The organism is Myxococcus sp. AB056 (genome assembly GCF_006547365.1).
GTDB classification, from domain to species: domain Bacteria; phylum Myxococcota; class Myxococcia; order Myxococcales; family Myxococcaceae; genus Myxococcus; species Myxococcus virescens.
On record NZ_VHLB01000061.1, the window covers coordinates 1 to 14,664 of the forward strand.

Below are 14,664 nucleotides of genomic sequence, written 5' to 3' on the forward strand. Positions count from 1 at the left end.
GGTGGGGGGCGGGCGGGGAGGAACTTCGGACGCGCACTCTAGTGGCCTGACGCACCGCCGCACAGAGGTGGTCCGGACCCGCCCTGGCATTGGGGGCATGGCGGCAACTTGTGGCTTCACCCCGCACCGGGAAGGCGCCATCCTTCAGCCCTGAGCCATGCGGGGCAGGGGGCCATGAACCAGGGCGCGGCGCTGTACATCCATCCGGGCGTGAAGGTCCGTCCGTGCGAGTGGGGCTACGGCGTCTTCACGGACGCCTTCATCAAGGCGGGCGACCTCATCGAGGAATGCCACTACCTCAAACTGCCGCGCGCCCTCTCGCAGAACCCCCAGCTCCAGGACTACGTCTTCCTGCTCCAGTGGGCCGCGCACGAGGTGCCCCGGGAGGGGGAATGGGTGGCGCTCGTGCTGGGGTATGGGATGATCTACAACCACGCCCGAGAGCCCAATACGTCCTATCACCGCGAGGCGACCCGGGACGTCTTCTGCTACCACGCGCTGCGGGACATCCACCCCGGCGAGCAGCTCTGTATCAGCTACGGCGAGGACTGGTGGGCGTCCCGGGACCAGGGCGTCCCAGCCTGAGCGCCACCCCCAGGGCTCACGGGGCCTGCACTGGGCGGGGGGCGCCGGCAATCCGCCAGATGGCCCCGCCTGGAACGGTGGGGGCCCCAATTTTTCCCAGCCTCGCGGGCCGGTGTTCCCCCGTATGATGGCCGGGTGACGGGGCGTCGTGACAAGGCAGGGTGGGTTGTCGGAGGGGGGAACGTCGCCTCGGACGAGACGGCGGCACGCGTCTACGGTATGGGCTCGCGGGCCAGGACCCACGTGGGTTTCCAATGACTGGCGGTGGCGCGAGCATGAGCGGCAGGGAGGTAACGGCGATGGCCGAGAGGAACGACTCGATGAGCGACAAGGCCGAGGACCGACGGGATTCGCCCCGGGTCCCCATGCGCCTGAAGGTGCGCCGGGAAGGCAGCTCGGAGGACTTCGAGCAGCATGAGGGAGACCTGTCCCTGGGCGGCTGCGCCTGGCAGGGCTCCGGTTGGGCTCAGGGGACGCGCGTGGAAGTGCGCTTCCGCCTGCCCATCCTTCCCGATGAGGTGGAAGCGAAGGGCGAGGTGCTCCAGGCCGCGCCGGGCGCCAACGGTCCGGCGGCGCGGGTCCGCTTCGTGGACCTGCCGGTGGAGTCCGAGCTGGCCATCGCGCGCCACCTGGATGATGTGCAGAGCGGCACGGCCCGCTCGTAACGGGCCTCAATCCGGCTTCGTGTAGGAGGGCGTCATGGCGGACGAGATTCCCTGGGAGCGCCTGTTCGAGGAAGCCGCGCGCGTGCGAGCGCGCGCCCACGTGCCCTATTCGCGGTTCCCCGTAGGGGCCGCCGTCCTCTTTGCGGACGGCGCCGTGGTGGCCGGCTGCAACGTGGAGAACGCCACCTACGGGCTCACCGTCTGCGCGGAGCGCAATGCCTTCGCGGCGGCCGTGGCCCAGGGGCACACCCAGCCGGTGGCCGTGGCCATCGTCGTGGACACCCCCGAGCCCTGTCCTCCGTGTGGCATGTGCCGCCAGGTCATGGCCGAGTTTGGCGGGCAGGAACTGCCCGTGCGCAGCCGGACGCCCCAGGGCTGCGAGGCGCGCTACACCCTGGGAGGCCTGCTGCCGCATGCCTTCACCAAAGACTTCTTCTAGCGAGAGAGCCTGAGCACGCCGTGGATTTGCTCCTGACTGGTGGCACGGTTGTAACGATGAACCGCGAGCGCGAGGTGCTCGTGGATGCGGATGTCCTCGTACAGGATGGCCGCATCGCCAAGGTGGGCCGGGGCCTCAAGCCTCGCGGCACCCGGCGGGTGGTGGACGTAACGGGAAAGGTGGTGCTGCCGGGCCTCATCCACGGCCACCTCCACGCTTGTCAGACGCTCTTCCGTGGCCGCGCGGACGGGCTGGAGTTGCTGGACTGGCTCCGCGAGCGCATCTGGCCCTTCGAGGCCTCGCATGACGCCGCGTCCATGCGGGCCTCGGCGGACCTGACCTTCGCGGAGCTCATCCGCTCGGGCGCCACGGCGGCGCTCGATATGGGCAGCGTGTACCACTACGACGCCGTCTTCGAGTCGGCGCGGGACGCCGGCTTCCGGCTGGTGGGTGGCAAGGCGATGATGGACGCGGGCGCGGGCGTCCCCGCGGGCCTGCGCGAAAGCACCGAGGAGTCGTTGCGGGAGAGCCTGGCGTTGAAGGAGCGCTGGCACGGCACGCACGGCGGCCGGCTGCGCTACGCCTTCGCCCCGCGCTTCGTGCTGTCCTGCACCCCGGAGCTGCTGCGCGAGGTGGCGCGGCTGGCCAAGGAGCACGGGCTGCGCATCCACACCCACGCCAGTGAGAACGCGAAGGAGACGGACGCGGTCCGCCAGTACACCGGCGGCGAGGACAACGTGGCCTTCTTCCACACGGTGGGGATGTCCGGCCCGCACGTGACGATGGCCCACTGCGTGTGGCTGTCCCAGGAGGAGCAGGACATCCTGCGCGACACCCGCACGGTGGTGTGCCACTGCCCTGGCTCCAACCTCAAGCTGGCGTCGGGCATCGCCAAGGTGCCGGAGCTGCTGGAGGCCGGCGTGGCGGTGGCGCTGGGCGCGGACGGCGCGCCCTGCAACAACACGCTCGACATCTTCTACGAGATGAAGCTCGCCGCGGTGATGCACAACCCGCGCGTGGGGCCGTGCGCGATGACGCCCATGCGCGTGCTGGAGATGGCCACGCTGCACGGCGCCCGGGCGCTGGGCCTGGAGGACGAGGTGGGCTCGCTGGAGCCCGGCAAGCGCGCCGACATCACCGTGGTGGACGTCAGCGGCCTGCACGCGGGCCCCACGCCCGAGGACGTGCTGGTGCCGCTGGTGCACTCCGCGCGGGGCAGCGACGTGGCGCACGTCTTCATCGACGGCCAGCCGGTGCTGCGTGATGGGGTGCTCACCACGTTGGACGCGCCCTCCGTCCTGGCGAACGCGAACGCGCAGGTGGCGCGCATCCTCAAGCGCCGCCAGAAGAAGGCGCGCAGCGGCTGAGGCTCAGGCCGGCAGCCGCAGCACGAAGGACGTGGACCAGCCGGGCACGTCCTCCACCGCCAACCGCCCGCCGTGGGCCTCCGCGGCGAGCCGGCAGAAGTAGAGCCCCAGGCCGTAGCCCCGGCGGCTGTTCCGCTCCGCGTCGGCCTGCTCGTACTTGTCGAAGATGCGCCCGCGCGCCTCTTCGGAGATGGGCGGGCCGTCGTTGCGCACCGCGAGCCAGCGGCCGTTCACATCCGCGCCGGCTTCCAGGCGCACCCTCCCGCCCGACGGGGCGTAGCGCAGGGCATTGGTGGTGAGGTTCTCCAGGACGCGGACCAGCAGGTCGGCGTCGCCCTCCAGCTCCAGTTGGACGGGGACCTCCGCGTCCAGGGTGAGCTTGCGCGCGCGGGCCACGCTCTCCAGGGAGCGGCGCACGTCTTCCACGATGCGCGTGGCGGGGAAGGTGGTCCGCTGCGGCTCCAGCCGGCCTTCCTCCAGGCGGGGCACGTCCAGGAGGTCGGAAATCATCCGGTCCAGCCGCGCGGTGACGGCCAGCCCCGTGCGGACGGACTCGCCGAGGATGCCCTGCTGGGGCACCTCCTGCTCCATCCACGACAAGGACAGCGTCAGCGCCGACAGGGGCGAGCGCAGGTCGTGGACCAGGAACTCGGTCAGCTGTTCCTTGTCCCGTTGCAGCCGCTGCAGTTCGGCGTTCTGTGCCTGGGCGTCCGCGAGCATGCGCTCAATCGTGCGGCGCGCCTCCTCCACTTCCTGGAAGCGGCGGGCCTCCAGCGCCCGGTCCACTTCCAGGCGGGAGAGCGTCACCGCCAGGTTGCGCAGCCGCCCGGTGCCGTAGTGGCTCACCACGGCCACCAGCACCAGCGCCACCACGGCGATGGCCACCGCGCCCCAGCCCACGTCCGCCTGCCGCATGAGCGCCGCCTGGGCCACGGCGGACAGCAGCGCGGTGCCGTAGACGACGGTGCCTCGCATGCCCAGCCCGCTCAGGGCGACGACGAGCGCGAACAGGCCCAGGCTGAAGCCCGCCACACCCGCGGGAAAGGGCGAGACGGGCAGGGCCGTGGACTGAAGCCAGTACACGAGCCCCACGTCCACCAGGGACTGCACCGCGCCCAGGCCCCGGGCCACGCGCCGCTGGCGGAGCATGAACAGTACGCCGGCGACCGAGGCGTAGAGGCCCAACGCCGGTGGGTACATCCCCCAGTCCCGGCCTCCGGCCAGCCACAGGGTGGTGCTGATGGCCAGGAACAGGGCCGCGCCGACGAGCCGCACCGCCGCGCCCGCGCCGACGACGCTCCTCCGCTGGGCGTCCATGGCCCGGGACATCGTCTCTTCGAGCGGGCCGGGCACGGGAGGTGGAGACGTCACGAGGCGTGGTTTTTCCCTGCTTCCTTCGTGGCTTGCAAGCCCTGCCGCCTATCGTGCGGAAGCGGACGGACGGGCGGGCGTAGGGCGGGCGGGCTCCATTTTCCGACGTGGAACCGTCACGTCACGCTTTTGGAAACGCCGCAATCGCCTTAGGTAGAAGCGCGTAAGCACTGAGAAGACATTGGGACTGTGTCTGCTTGCTCGCCCCGGGGATCGTGTAAGGTGGCTGCAAGTAGGTCTGGACGGAGGTAGACCGCCGATATGTGGCAACGATTCAAGAGAGCAATGCGTAGCTTCGCCGGGTTCTTCGTCTCCTCCATCGAGGACCCGGAGTTGATTCTCGAGCAGAACGTCCGTGACCTGAACGACCAGGTCCCGAAGATGAACGAGTCCATCGCCATGGTCCGGGCGAACGTGACGCTGCTGGAGAAGGAGAACGCCAAGTACCAGGACGACGTGCGCTCGCTGACGGCCAAGGTGAAGGCCGCCATCCAGGCGGGCCGTGACGACCTGGCCGCGCAGTACGCCTCCAAGCTCCAGATTGAGAAGGACGCGCTGGCCCGCAACGAGCAGCAGCTGGCCACGGCCCGCCAGGCGTACGAGAAGGCCCTGTCGGTGAAGAAGGCGTTCATGCGCGAGAAGGAGCGCAAGACGCAGGAGGCCATGAACGCCATCCGCGAGGCGCGCCGCGCCAAGTGGCAGGCCAAGGTGGCCGACACGATGGAGTCCTTCACCGTGGCGGGCATCGACTCGACCCACGATGAGATGCTGCGCAAGGTGCAGGAGAAGTCCGCCATCAACGAGGCCCGCATGCAGATGGCCCTCGAGTCGGTGGACCACACCGCGGCGTCCATCGAGGAAGAGGCCGAGAAGATCCAGGCCAACGAGCTGGTGAAGCAGTTCAAGATGGAGATGGGGCTCGTCAGCAGCCCGGCGCCGGTGTCCGAGGTGGGCAGCGGTCCGGAGAAGACCATCGGCAAGAAGGTCGGCGTCGAGTAGTCCGTCTTGAATGAGGCTCCACCGCGGTCCAGGTCTCTTCCTCTTCCTGTTCCTCTGTGTGCTCGGCGCGAGCTATGCGCTTGCGTCGCGCATGGGGTACCTGGACCGCTTGCAGGAGCGGTACTTCCCGTCCACGCGTGAGGCGGTCCGCCTGTCGCCGGGAGACTTCCCGGCCGGCGTGGCGGCCCCGGTGGCGGACGTGGCCTCCGTGCCCCTGCGGCCGGTGCTCATCGGCTTCAGCCCGCGCGGTGCCTCCGCGGGCCTGCTGGTGGCGACAGGTGGGGCCACCACCCTGGACAACCCGGTGCCTCCGCCCGGCGTGGCGCAGGGGCTGCTGAAGACGGCCTATGCGCTGGACGCGCGGGCGGTGCTCTTCGCCAAGGAAGAGGACCTGCGCCACGCGCTGTCGATTGGCGCGGAGAACGGCGGCGTGGACATGGCCACCCTGTCCGTCGACCGGCTGGCCGCGTGGGCGCCGTTGCTGCGGGACGCCGCGCCTCGCACGCTGCTGCTGGTGGGGCGCAGCCGGGGGCAGGAGGCCCTGGCCGCGGTGGGCGTGCCGGACCTCGCCTCCCTGCGTGGCAGGCGATTGGGCGTGTACCCGTATGGCTCGTCGCACTACTTCGCGCTGTGGTTGCTGTCGCGCGTGGGGCTGCGCATCACGGACGTGCGCTGGGTGGAGCTCCCCACCACCTTGGATGCGGGACGGGCGTTGCGCGAGGGCCGGGCGGACGCCGTGGTGGGGCTGTGGGGTGACGTGGAGCTGGCGGCTCGGGACCGGGGCGGCGCGGTGCTGGCGACGACGGCGGATGCGCCGCACCTGGTGGCCACGGTGCTGGTCGCCAGGGGGGACTTCGCCGCCCGCTACCCGGATGCCGTGCGGCGGGTGCTGCGGGGGCTCCTGGACGCGGGGCAGAACGTGTTGAAGGACCCGACGGCGGGGGCCCGGATGCTGGGGGAGGTGGCGCCGTACCTGGGCGACCCCATTGAAGCCATCCGCAGCGCGCCGCCGGCCACGCTGGCGGACAATCGGGCCTTCTTCGGGCTTTCCGGCGAGGCGCCTGTCACCTATGACGAGCTCTTCCAGAGCGCCGCGGCGCTCTTCCAGAAGTTGAAGCAAGGGCCTCCGGTGCCTCCCGCGGAGGACACGAAGGATTTGGGGGCTTTGAAGTACGTGTCGGAGGCTCGCGGCCCCTGACGCTGGAGGACGGACGTGGCGAAGTCGCCGAACTACATCAAGGCCGCCTTCATGATGCCCGCCAACCTGGTGGGGCTGGGCACGGCGGCTGCCTCGGCGGCCATGACGGGTGAGCCGCTGCCCATGCTGGTGGCCCTGGGCCTGGAAGGCCTCTATCTGGGCGTCATGTCGTCCATGAAGCGCTTCCAGCGGGCGGTGCGGGCGAACACGCTCGACGACCCGGAAGCGGCGCGCAAGGCGCTGGACGCGCTCCAGGCGGACCTGGCGCCCTCTCAGCGCGAGCACTACCAGCAGCTCGTCGGGCTGAAGGAGAAGATCCTCGCCAACTACCGGAAGCTGCCGGGCGGCAAGGTGCTGGAGGCGGACAGCGAGCCCCGGTTGGATGCGCTGCTGACGTCCTTCCTGCGGCTCATCTCCACGCTGAACCAGTACCGCACGTACCTGAACAGCTCCGACCGCGAGCACCTGCAGCGCGAGGTGGCGGAGCTGGAGGTGGACGTGGCGGGGGAGACGAACCCGCGGCTGAAGGACGTGAAGCAGAACCGCGTGGACATCCTCCGCAAGCGGCTGGCGCGCTTCGAACAGGCCGGTGAGAGCCGCGAGGTGGTGAGCCACCAGCTGGCGGGCATCGAGGACCTGATGCGGCTGACGCACGAGCAATCCGTGGCCATCCGCGACCCGGAGGTCGTCAACCGCCAGCTCACCATGCTGAGCGCGGAGGCGGAGGCCACTGAGGAATCCGTGCGGCAGATGGAGCAGTTCCTCGAGTTCTCCGAGGAGACGCGGGGCCCGCTGCCCCACGGCAGCCGGGTGCGTTGAAGCTCCACGGCCGGGGGCCGTCTCCTGGCCGTCGCCTGCCCATCATCCGGGCTCCTGGACTGGCTCTGGAGCCTCCACGAATCGGTTGACTCTCCGCCCCAGGCAGCCTGAGGTGCCCGCATGCTCCGCCGAGTCTGGCTTCCGTCCCTCCTCCTCGTGCTCGCCGTCGCGGGCTGCTCCCGTTGTGGCAAGGACGTGGACCCCGCCGCCCCGGCCGCGACTGTGGGGGTGGCTCGCTACCTGCCGCGCGACGCGCAGGCCGCCGTGGTCATCAATGACCTGGGAGCGCTGGGAGAGAAGCTCGCCCGCTTCCAGAAGCTGAAGGCCGCCTCGTTCGCCGCGCAGCTCCAGAACTTCTCCACCGCGGAAGGCTACGTCTCCGCGGTGATGCGCCAGATTGGCGTGGACCTGCGCAGCCGGCAGGCGCTCGAAACGGCCGGCATCGCGCCAGAGCTCGGCGCGGGCGCGGCGTTCCTCGGGGGCAACCGAGCCATCTCCGTGGTGGGCGTCAAGGACGCGGGCAAGCTCGAGGAGACGTTCGGCAACTTCGCGCGCAGCCGCCTGGGCGCGTCCGACAAGAAGCAGTCCTCCGTGGACGGTGGGGACCTGGTCACCTTCAGCCGGCCCGGCAGCGCCACGCCCGCGCTGGGCATCTTCTTCGTGAAGGGGACGCGCTTCGCGCTGCTGGGCGCGGGGGCCACCGCCGCCACGTTGGGGACGCTGGCCACGCAGCCGGAAGAGCGCTCGCTTGCGAAGGAGCCGGTGATGGCGGCGTCGCTGCAACGGCTCCCGGCCCAGCGTGACTTCCACGTCTGGCTCCCGGGCGGCGCCGGGCTCGTGCCGCCGGGCACCGTCCAAGGCGTCACGCTCACGGGCCGCATCGAGGACCGCGCGGTGACGCTGAACGCGGACGCGCCCTGGCCGGATACCCAGGCGTCCCTGGCGGCGCTGGACGCGGTGGCGCCCGCCGCGAGCACGCTCCTCACCGCGCTGCCCGCCGACAGCTTCCTGGTGGCCCAGTTCCGCGGGGACGCGTCGCACCTCGACGGCGTGTGGCCCTATCTGGCCGGCGGCTACCTGACCCGGGCGGTGCAGAACAGCGGCCTCAACGTGAAAACGGAGCTGCTCGACAACCTCAAGCCGGGCACGGTGCTGGGCCTGTCACTGTCGCCCACCGTGAATCTGGGCGCGGGCATGCCGGTGCTGGATTTGCGCCGCACCAACCCCTTCCGCTTCGCCCACCTGGTGGCGCTCGCGGACGCCGAGGACGCTCCGAAGATGCAGGCCACGCTGGAGCAGCTGCCGCGCATCGCGGAGAATTTCGGCGCGAAGGTGGAGGCGTCGGAGCTGAGCGGCCAGCGCGTGTACCTCACGTCCTACCGCGCGGGCGAAGGCGCGCACTTCGCGCTCGCGCCCAACGGCCGGCTGGTGGTGGCCTCGCCGAAGGCGCGGCTGGAGTCCACGCTGGCCTCGCTCGCGAAGCCCTCGGGCGACGGGCCGGTGGCCGCGGACCTGAAGGACGCTGGCAAGGACGCGGCCTTCAGCGCCGTGCTGGATTTGCGGCGCCTGTCGGACGCGGTGAAGAACCTGCCGTCGGAGGCCTGGGGCATTGGCGGCTTCGCCATCAAGGCCACCACCGTGCGCTGGCTGGAGGCCGTGGATGACCTGCGCGCCGTGACGCTGGCCGTGTCCCGCAAGGACAAGGCGCTCCAGGCGGAGCTGTCCCTGCGCCTGGCGCCCTCCGCCGCCACCTCCAGCCCGTCGGCTGCGCCGTGATTCAAGCCCGGGACGTCGTGAAGACGTACGTGGACGGCGACGGCACCCAGGTGCGCGTGCTCGACGGCATGTCACTGGACGTGACGCAAGGGGAGTTCGTCGCGGTGGTGGGCTCGTCCGGCAGCGGGAAGTCCACGTTGCTCCACCTGCTGGGCGGCCTGGACGTCGACTACCGCGGCGACATCCGCGTGGGCGGTGTGACGCTGCGGGGCCTGGGCGACAAGGCCCTGGCGCACTTCCGCAACACGCACGTGGGCTTCGTCTTCCAGTCCTTCCACCTCATCCCCAACCTCTCCGCGGTGGAGAACGTGCTGTTGCCGTCCCACTTCGGCGTGGCGCCCCCGGATGCCCGCAAGCGCGCGGAGGCGCTGCTGGAGCGCGTGGGGCTGGGCGCGAAGAAGGACCGCGCGCCGGTGCGCCTGTCCGGCGGCGAGCGGCAGCGCGTGGCCATTGCCCGCGCCCTGTTCGGCAAGCCCCGCCTGCTGCTGTGCGACGAGCCCACGGGCAACCTGGACGCGGCCACGGGCACGGGCGTCATCGCCTTGTTCCAGGAGCTGCACCGCGAAGGGCTCACCGTGTTGTGCGTCACCCATGAAGAACGGATGAGCGCGGCGGCCGGGCGCGTGCTGCGGCTCAAGGACGGGCAGCTCGTGGAGGAGCGCGCGGGGCTTCAGGTGGCCACGGGAGGTGCGCCATGAGGCTGGACGCACTGTCCCGGCTGGTCAGGCTGAGCCTCGCTCGCGAGCGCAAGGGGGCGTTCTTCTCCGCCTTCGGCGTGGCCATAGGCGTGGGCGCGCTGGTGTTCTTCGTGGGCCTGGGCCTGGGCGTTGGCCGCGTCATCAAGGAGAAGGTCTTCCCCACGGACGCGCGGCTGGTGGACGTGGTGCCTCCGGCGGTGTCGCTGGGCTCGCTGCTGGGCGGTGGCAAGCTGGACGCGCCCACGGTGGAGCGCCTGCGCGAGCTGCCCGGCGTGGAGGCCGCCTACCGGAAGATGAATGTGCGCGTGCCCGCGGTGACGCGCTACGACGGCGTCTTCTTCGGCACCCGGCTCCGCATGGGCATGGAGGTGCTGGCCCTGGGCGTGGAGCCGGCGCTCGTGCAGGGCGACGTGCAACTGGGCGAGTTCAAGGACGCGGGGGAGGGGCAGCCGATTCCGGCGCTCGTGTCCACGCGGCTCCTGGAGCTGTACAACAAGACGTTCGCTCCGGCGCGCAAGCTGCCACAGCTCTCCGCCAACATGCTGGTGGGCTTCGGCTTCCCGGTGGAGTTCAACCGCTCCTACGTGGCCGCGGCGTCCGCGTCGGGGCCCACGCAGTCCGGGCAGGCGCAGGTGGTGGGGGCGTCGGACCGGGCGCTGCTGGCCGGCATCACCATTCCGCTGGACGCGGCCATCCGCCTCAACCGCGCGTTCGGCGTGGACGCGGAGAACTACTCCGGTGTCACGTTGGTGGCCACGGACCCGTCGCAGGTGCCCGTCATCGTGGACGCGGTGAAGGGCATGGGGCTGGAAATCGACGACCAGGAGCGCCGGATGGCGGAGAACTCGGGCGCGGCGGTGGCGCTCACCACGTCCGCGCTGGCGCTGCTGTCCCTGCTCATCTGCATCCTCGCGGCGGTGAACATCGCCCACGCGCTGTCCGCCTCCGTCCGGGCGCGCGCCAAGGAGATTGGCGTCATGCAGGCGGTGGGCGCCTCTCGCGCGGACATCCGCGCCATCGTCCTGGCCGAGGCCGCCGTGGTGGGGCTCGCGGGCGGCGCCGCGGGGACCATCGCCGCGCTGCTGCTGGCCCTGGGCGTCAACCGCCTGGCGGCGGGTTACCTGCCCAACTTCCCCTTCAAGCCCGACAGTTTCTTCTCCTTCCCCTGGCCGGTGGTGGCCGGAGGTGTCGCCCTGGGGCTCGTCGCCGCGCTCGCGGGCGCGTACTTCCCCAGTCGCCGCGCCGCCGCCACCGACCCCGCCCGGACGCTCGCCGGATGACACTTCCTTCTCGCAAGACGCTGCTTGGCAATGCGCTGAGCTTGATGGCCATCGCCTGGATTTACGGAGGCGACCTCTCCGACGCCGTGCGCGCCCGCACCGCGGACGTGTCCGCCTTCATGACGGTGCCCTCCCTGGAGCGGCCCGCCGTGGTGCTGGCCGTGGCCGCGGTGGCCGCGCTCGCGTTCGTCGTAGGCCTGCTCCAGCGCAAGGAGGAGGGCTTCAAGGGCTACCGGCTGCTGCCCATCGTCCTGGTGGGTGCGCTTTTCGTGGACCTGGTGCTGTCGGAGAGCCGCACGCCGCTGACGTCCACGGACATCGCGTCCATGGCGCTCCAGCGCTTCCACCAATCGGCGCAGGAACGTACCTCCGCGCTGGAGGTACCGGATGACCCGCGCCTCCTCCAATCCCTGCTGGAGGAGCTGGGCCGGCCGCCGTACCTCGTGCGAGGGGAGTCACTCCCGGCGTACACCCTCCAGGTCAGAAAGGACTGCGAGGGCCCCGTGCGAGATGCGCCCGGCGTGCGTGCCGGGACGATTCTCTACTGCGTGGCGCCAGAGCGGCAGGGCGCCTGGGTGACGATGGTGGGCCTCCCCGCGGAGGAGCGCTTCGGCCCGCCGGCCGTCGTGTCCGTCGCGGGCGAGGCGCGCTTCCTGCTGGTTCGCCCCATTCCAACCGATGAAGCGGAGCCAGGAACCGCATTCCGCGACAGCCTTGCTGCCCCACCGTCACCCGCTGGTGACACGGACGCGGGTTCTCCTCGGGCCGGGCCCTGATCCGCCGCTTGCCTGCCTGGTCAGTTTGGGCGGGGCTTTCACGAGGTTGACCCCTTGGAGCCCCGATCGATAGGCTCGCCGAGAACGGACCCTCCCCCACGTGACGACCACTCAACCGAAGCGGCAGCCCATCCCGTTTGGGAAGTACCTCCTTCTGGACCGCATCAACATTGGCGGCATGGCGGAGGTGTGGCGCGGGAAGCAGTTCGGCGCGAGCGGCTTTGAGCGGCTCGTCGCCATCAAGCGCATCCTCCCCAACATCGCGGAGGACGACGAGTTCATCTCGATGTTCATCGACGAGGCGAAGATCAGCGTCCAGCTGACCCACGCCAACGTCGCGTCCATCTACGAGCTGGGCAACATCCTCGGCAGCTACTTCATCTCGATGGAGTACATCCCCGGCAAGGACATGCGGGCCATCTTCGACCGGTGCCGGAAGAAGGGGGAGCCCGCTCCGGTGCCGCTGGTGGCCTTCTGCGTGTCCAAGATGTGCGAGGGCCTGGACTACGCCCACCGGAAGAAGGACGGGATGGGGCGGGAGATGAACATCGTCCACCGCGACATCTCGCCGCAGAACGTCCTCATCTCCTATGAGGGCGAGGTCAAGGTCATCGACTTCGGCATCGCGAAGGCGGCCGGCAAGGCGACCAAGACGCAGGCTGGCATCCTCAAGGGCAAGTTCGGCTACATGAGCCCGGAGCAGATCCGCGGCCTGCCGTTGGACCGGCGCTCGGACGTGTTCGCCATTGGCGTGTGCCTCTACGAGATGCTGACCGGTGAGCGCCTCTTCGTGGGCGACAGCGACTTCAGCGTGCTGGAGAAGGTGCGCAAGGCGGAGGTGCCGTCGCCCAGCACGTACAACCGGCGCATCCCGGAGACGCTGGAGCGAATCGTCCTCAAGGCGTTGGCCAAGGACGTGGACGAGCGCTACCAGTACGCCAGCGAGCTGGGCGACGACCTGCAGCGTTTCCTCATCACCAGCGACACCATCTTCAGCCGCAAGGACCTGGCGCAGTACATGAAGTCCACGTTCGCGGAGGACGTGGAGCGAGAGAAGCAGCGCCTGCTGGACTACGCGGACATCAAGCCGCCCGAAGGCATGCAGGCCGCGCTGGAAGCCGCGTCCTTCAACAGCCCCATCATGCCCTCCGCGCCGCCGCCGGCGCCCGTGCCAGTGGTGCAGCCGGTGGCGCCGCAGCCCCGGATGACGGGCTCCATGCCGACGGTGCCTCCAGGTGGCGTGCGCCGCTCGCCCACGCTGGCCGCGTTGCCGAAGCTGACGGCCGCCACCGCCGCGCCCCCTCCCGACGAGGACGAGGGCGGGGCGACGCAGCTCGTCTCCAGCGACCACGAGTTCGCGGACACGCCAGAGCCCACCACCCAGCCGGGGGCCGCCGTCGGGCGTGCCATCACCCCGCTGGAGGTGCCGTCGACGCCGGGTCACGACGCGGACGACGAGCCCGTCAGCGGCAGGACGGCGGTCATTTCGCCGCCCGCGCCCCTGTCGCCTCCCGTCGGCCCGCCGCGGCTGTCGCACGCGAACATCCCCGTGGTGCGGCCGTCCATGTCCGTGCCCACGCTGTCGCCCTCGGACGCGCCGTCGCCCGCCTCGGGTGCCACGTCCCGGACGAGTCGGGGTGGGGGCTTGCCGCGGATGACGCGGGATGTGCAGGTGCTCGACGCCTCGCAGGCCGCGGCCCGCCCGTTGCCGCCAGTGGCCCCCGTGGCTCCGCCCGCGCCGGTGGCCCCCGCGTATGACGATGAAGACGACGGGGATGCCCCGGAGCGGACCACCGGCGCGACGCCGTCCGTGGGCGGCCGAGCGCCCATTCCCAGGAAGGTGCTCTTCGGCGGCATCGGCGCGGTCGCCGTGCTCCTGCTGGCGCTGATCGGCTGGGCGGTGTCGGGGCCCGGTGTGGGCTACGTGCTGGTGGACCTGCAGGGCGTGCCCGCGGAGGTCCGCAACCGCGTGCAGGTGCGCCTGGACACGCAGCTGGTGCCCCTGGAGGGTGGCAGCGCGACGCTCCTGCGCGAGGTGCCCGCCGGCAAGGTCATGGTGGTGGTGAGCGCGGAGGGCTACAACACCTTCACGAAGACGGTGGAGGTCGCCGAGGGGAAGGACGTCACGCCCGTGCAGGCGGTGCTGGAGAGCCTGGTGCGCACCGCGGCGTTGGTGCTCACGACGGAACCCGCCACGGCCGAGGTGAAGGTGGATGGCCGGGTGGTGCGCGAGCAGGGCAAGTCGGCGGCCTACATCAAGGACGTGCCCCTCAGCGGGCCGGAGTGGGTGGTGGAGGTGAGTGCCCCGGGCCACAAGCCCGTGTCCAAGCGGGTGCCGGTGTCCGGCGGTGGGCCGGTGGAGGTGTCGCTCAAGCTGGAGCCAGTGGTGACGCGGGTGTCGGTGAAGGTGGAGTCCAAGCCGGCCGGTGCCACCATCTTCGTGGACGGCAAGGACATGGGCGCCACCACGCCCGCCGTCGTGCAGGTGCCACCCAGCGCGCGGCAGCTCACCCTGAAGCTGAAGTGCCACAACGAGGCCGAGGTGGACGTCCCGGACGCGGCGCCAGGCAATGAGCCGGTCACCGCGAGCGTTTCCCTCAAGCGGCAGCCGCGCTGCCGTTAGCCGAAGGCCCGCTTCCCGCGAAGGGGGCGGGCGCGCCAGCTCCCCTGTGGGTGGAGCGAGAGGAGGCG

The 14,664-nt window shown here is 70.8% G+C and carries 13 protein-coding genes; 12 read left to right on the plus strand and 1 reads right to left on the minus strand.

The window, feature by feature from the left end; all coding sequences use genetic code 11:
- Window positions 1–174: 174 nt before the first annotated feature.
- The 4 genes from FMP39_RS24320 to FMP39_RS24335 all read left to right on the plus strand — a co-directional run bounded on the left by FMP39_RS24320 (window position 175) and on the right by FMP39_RS24335 (window position 3,056).
- Window positions 175–585: an SET domain-containing protein-lysine N-methyltransferase gene (locus tag FMP39_RS24320; protein WP_141592612.1), complete on the plus strand. Its 411-nt coding sequence runs from the start codon at window positions 175–177 to the stop codon at window positions 583–585.
- Between the two features lie 299 nt (window positions 586–884).
- Window positions 885–1,250 carry a TIGR02266 family protein gene (locus FMP39_RS24325; protein ID WP_043611561.1) on the plus strand — a complete coding sequence of 122 codons (366 nt, stop codon included), beginning with the start codon at window positions 885–887 and terminating at the stop codon, window positions 1,248–1,250.
- A gap of 34 nt (window positions 1,251–1,284) precedes the next feature.
- Entirely contained in the window at window positions 1,285–1,689 is a 405-nt protein-coding gene (locus FMP39_RS24330) for a cytidine deaminase (RefSeq protein ID WP_141592613.1), read from the plus strand.
- 20 nt (window positions 1,690–1,709) lie between these two features.
- Window positions 1,710–3,056: a 5'-deoxyadenosine deaminase gene (locus tag FMP39_RS24335; RefSeq protein WP_141592614.1), complete on the plus strand. Its 1,347-nt coding sequence runs from the start codon at window positions 1,710–1,712 to the stop codon at window positions 3,054–3,056.
- Window positions 3,057–3,059: 3 nt separating this feature from the next.
- On the opposite strand, the gene FMP39_RS24340 is transcribed toward FMP39_RS24335, so the two are convergent.
- A complete protein-coding gene (locus tag FMP39_RS24340) occupies window positions 3,060–4,427 on the minus strand; it encodes a sensor histidine kinase KdpD (RefSeq protein WP_141592615.1) in 1,368 nt (455 codons plus the stop codon).
- A 261-nt stretch (window positions 4,428–4,688) separates the two neighbouring features.
- Between FMP39_RS24340 and FMP39_RS24345 the strand changes: the two genes are divergently transcribed.
- The 8 genes from FMP39_RS24345 (at window position 4,689) to FMP39_RS24380 (ending at window position 14,596) form a co-directional block, all read left to right on the plus strand.
- Window positions 4,689–5,426 (plus strand): PspA/IM30 family protein, encoded by a 738-nt coding sequence (locus tag FMP39_RS24345; RefSeq protein ID WP_011555655.1) that lies wholly within the window; start codon window positions 4,689–4,691, stop codon window positions 5,424–5,426.
- Window positions 5,427–5,436: 10 nt separating this feature from the next.
- Window positions 5,437–6,624, plus strand: a complete 1,188-nt coding sequence (locus FMP39_RS24350; protein ID WP_141592616.1) for an ABC transporter substrate-binding protein — start codon at window positions 5,437–5,439, stop codon at window positions 6,622–6,624.
- Between the two features lie 15 nt (window positions 6,625–6,639).
- Window positions 6,640–7,443 (plus strand): hypothetical protein, encoded by an 804-nt coding sequence (locus FMP39_RS24355; RefSeq protein WP_011555653.1) that lies wholly within the window; start codon window positions 6,640–6,642, stop codon window positions 7,441–7,443.
- 120 nt (window positions 7,444–7,563) lie between these two features.
- A complete protein-coding gene (locus FMP39_RS24360) occupies window positions 7,564–9,219 on the plus strand; it encodes a hypothetical protein (RefSeq protein WP_141592617.1) in 1,656 nt (551 codons plus the stop codon).
- Window positions 9,216–9,917 (plus strand): ABC transporter ATP-binding protein, encoded by a 702-nt coding sequence (locus tag FMP39_RS24365; protein ID WP_141592618.1) that lies wholly within the window; start codon window positions 9,216–9,218, stop codon window positions 9,915–9,917. Before FMP39_RS24360 ends, FMP39_RS24365 begins: the two co-directional genes overlap by 4 nt.
- Complete coding sequence (locus FMP39_RS24370) at window positions 9,914–11,197, plus strand: ABC transporter permease (protein WP_141592619.1); 1,284 nt, start codon at window positions 9,914–9,916, stop codon at window positions 11,195–11,197. The genes FMP39_RS24365 and FMP39_RS24370 overlap by 4 nt, the downstream gene beginning before the upstream one ends.
- Window positions 11,194–11,973, plus strand: a complete 780-nt coding sequence (locus FMP39_RS24375) for a hypothetical protein (protein WP_141592620.1) — start codon at window positions 11,194–11,196, stop codon at window positions 11,971–11,973. The genes FMP39_RS24370 and FMP39_RS24375 overlap by 4 nt, the downstream gene beginning before the upstream one ends.
- Window positions 11,974–12,073: 100 nt before the next feature.
- Complete coding sequence (locus tag FMP39_RS24380; RefSeq protein WP_141592621.1) at window positions 12,074–14,596, plus strand: serine/threonine-protein kinase; 2,523 nt, start codon at window positions 12,074–12,076, stop codon at window positions 14,594–14,596.
- The last annotated feature ends 68 nt before the right edge of the window (window positions 14,597–14,664 follow it).